Source organism: Lysinibacillus sp. (assembly GCF_032093475.1).
GTDB lineage: Bacteria > Bacillota > Bacilli > Bacillales_A > Planococcaceae > Lysinibacillus > Lysinibacillus irui.
In genome coordinates, this window is sequence record NZ_DAMDAY010000211.1 from 1 (window position 1) to 3,238 (window position 3,238).

The window sequence follows — 3,238 nt, forward strand, 5'->3', positions numbered from 1 at the left end:
GCTTCATTGGATTCCATGGTAAGTCATAATTGATAACATGATGACAAAATTGAAGGTTTATCCCCTCTCCACCTGCCTCTGTAGCAATAAGTACTTGTGCTCTTTCTTTAAAAAGATGCTTCATATAATCTCGTTTACTTTTATTAAATTTACCATTAAACAACACACTCGTTATACCATTAGAGTGTAAATACCACTGTAGATAAATTTGTGTAGCCCGATATTCAGTAAAAATGATAACCTTGTCATTTGCTTGCTTCACAATTTCTAGCGTTTTTTCTGCTTTTGAATTTACTTTTAAAGCCATTACCTTTGCTATAATTGCTTCAATATCTTGTGACTGTGCATGCTCTTCCAGCATATTTGTTAATGTTAATGCTGTCGCTTCCTTACTACTACACATTTCCTTTTGCAATGTAATTAATGAAAATGATCCTGTGTTTTCAAGGTTTCCAAGCATATCATAAACTTCTCTTTCTTCGTCCGTAAAAGTAATCGGTACAATTTGAACACAACGATTCGTCCATTCTATACCCGTATCTTCTCTTCGGTTCCTCACCATAACCTGATTGACTAATTCTTTCAAATAATCATCATGTTCTAAATGATGCTTACTAGCTGAAAATGCCGATTGGAAGGTATCATAGTTCCCTAAATGACCCGGTTTTAATAATGAGATTAAATAAAACAATTCGAACACATCATTTTGTATAGGTGTGGCTGTTAATAATAAGCAGAATTTTTTCTTTAAACCTTGAACGAATTCATAAATTTGTGTTTTATTATTTTTTAATTTATGTGCCTCGTCAATAATAATCATGTCATAATCTTGCTCATAAATACGCTCTCTATGAGGACTTTTTTTTGCTGTATCCATACTCATAATTAAGACATCGTAGCGCTCTATCGGACAATTTTTTTTATAGGCGATGGCAGGTATATGAAATTTAACATTTAACTCTTCTATCCACTGATTAATTAGAGAGGCAGGGGCCAAAATTAATGCCCTTTTGACAAGACCTCGAATGAGATACTCCTTTAAAATTAAACCAGCTTCAATCGTTTTACCAAGACCTACTTCATCAGCTAAGATAGCCTTTCCATTCATGCGTTCAATTACAGTTTCAGCTGCTTCTAGCTGATGTGTCAGCGGCTTTAAATTAGGTAAATACTTCGTAGCTTGTAATCCTGTAAAGTCAGGAATCAATTTCATTTTCACAATATCATAATTCATCTTATACAATGTCCAGCTATGCCATTTCTCAAGATGATTTAATCGATTAACAAATCCTTCTTCCCACTCGGACGACCTTTCTATTTTCATGATCATCACCTCATGTCATTATTTCTAGCTTAGGTTGTCCAAAAAAGGGAAATCTATGTTCCTTCCGATAAAAAACAACTAAGTGGGGCAATTTTATAGAACATCATTTTCCTCATCAAGCATGTGAAAACAGAAAGAAAGGAACACCAACAGTTTATTAGTGTTCCTAGGAATTATCATTTTAAACTTTCCTGCAATAGCTTGCGATTACGTTGTTTAAATATATCGTTATGTGAGGAAACAATACCACCCTCTGAAGCATCAGGTTGAATATACTTCTTCGCACTATTGACTGCATGTAATGCATCATGAAATGCTGCAGCAATTAAATGGATTTTACCAGCATGATGCAGAATATCACCTGCAGCATACAGACCCGGAATGGAAGATTCACTATTTATTGAACCAGCAATAAAATAGTCATTTTTACGTTCAATGGCTAGCGGGCTATTATCTAATAACTCCTTATCACGTATATAGCCATGACTGATAACCACTTCATCGACAGGAATTTCTGTTACAGTGCCTGTTTCATGATTCGTTAAAGCAATCGCTTTAATCATTCCTGCTTGATCGTCTGCAATGAGCTTGGTAATTTCAGAATTATAATGACACTCAATGGCACTATTCGTAAGCTCTGTTATTTGAGCCTCATGTGCAGACAATTTATCTTTTCGATAAGTTAAGTATACCTTGGAAGCTACCTCCATTAACTCTAATGCCCAATCTACAGCGGTATTACCACCACCAGATATTATTACTGTCTTATCTTTAAATTTTTCATAGGATTTGATTGTATAGTTTAAATTCGATACTTCAAAGCGTTCAGCTCCCTCAATTTCGATTTTTTGAGGATTCAGAATGCCACCACCAATAGCAACAATAACCGTTTTAGAATAATGAATATTTCCAGATTCAGCTGTAACGACAAAAATTCCTTCTTTATTTTTGGCAATTGACAGCACTTTTTCATTTGTATAAATGGAAGGATTAAACGTTAAGGCTTGCTCGACTAATTGTTTAATAAGTTGCCCACCTGAAATGGGCGTAACTCCTCCAATATCCCAAATCATTTTCTCTGGGTAAACATGGATTTTACCACCAAGCTGTGGCTGTGATTCAATTAACTTTGTCTTCATTTCACGTAAACCACAGTAAAAACTAGCATACAAACCTGCAGGTCCCCCACCAATGATTGTTACATCATACAATTCTTGTTCTAACAATATTTAACACACCTTTCATTTGTTATTCCTATCCCAAGGCCATAGCATTGGCTTACCTACCACAGCTCTAACTGTTTACTTTTCATATACAAAAATTACTTTATATTTCCTCCTTACCTCATTATACGATAATGATAATCATTATCAACTAAAATGATAATGAAAACCTTATATTTTGCTAAATCTTACTATTCTTTAATTAATCTTTATACGGCCTTTACATTGGACATGTACGCTTAAACTAACTTTAATTGGAGGTTTAATATGTATGAAGTATAAAAAATTAGCCGCAATGGCAGCAGGTTGTTCTATAGCTTTAGCTTCCTTTTTAGTGGGAGAAAATCAATCCTATGCGGTAGAAAAAATACCGTCTGAATTAACCTTAAATGTCTCCTCTCGGTATGATTCTGGTGTAAAAAATGAGGATGGCGGCGCAACCGAAATCGTTGCTTACAATGCTGACAATCACAAATATTATGTGATCAACGGGACGACTAAGCAAATTGAGGTTGTCCCTTTACAAAAAAATACGCCCTTTACTACCCTAAAAGCAGAGAAATTCATAAATCTTGAAAAGGCATTAAAAGAAGTAAAACCAAACTTCTCATATGGGGACGTGACAAGTATTAGTATTAGCACGGAATCGGATATCATCGCAGCCGCAGTACAAGCAGCAGACTACAATGAT

2 protein-coding genes and 1 pseudogene are annotated in these 3,238 nt (G+C 34.9%); 1 reads left to right on the top strand and 2 read right to left on the bottom strand.

From position 1 onward, the window contains the following. Both RT445_RS23430 and RT445_RS23435 read right to left on the bottom strand, forming a co-directional pair. Positions 1–1,330 (bottom strand): DEAD/DEAH box helicase (locus tag RT445_RS23430; RefSeq protein ID WP_313471737.1); only part of this gene is annotated, 1,330 nt, incomplete at its 3' end. Between the two features lie 170 nt (positions 1,331–1,500). After that, positions 1,501–2,550 (bottom strand): NAD(P)/FAD-dependent oxidoreductase, encoded by a 1,050-nt coding sequence (locus RT445_RS23435; RefSeq protein WP_274795359.1) that lies wholly within the window; start codon positions 2,548–2,550, stop codon positions 1,501–1,503. Between the two features lie 268 nt (positions 2,551–2,818). On the opposite strand from RT445_RS23435, the pseudogene RT445_RS23440 reads away from it, so the two are divergent. Then, positions 2,819–3,238 (top strand): annotated as a pseudogene (locus RT445_RS23440) (choice-of-anchor I family protein); the annotation flags it as partial.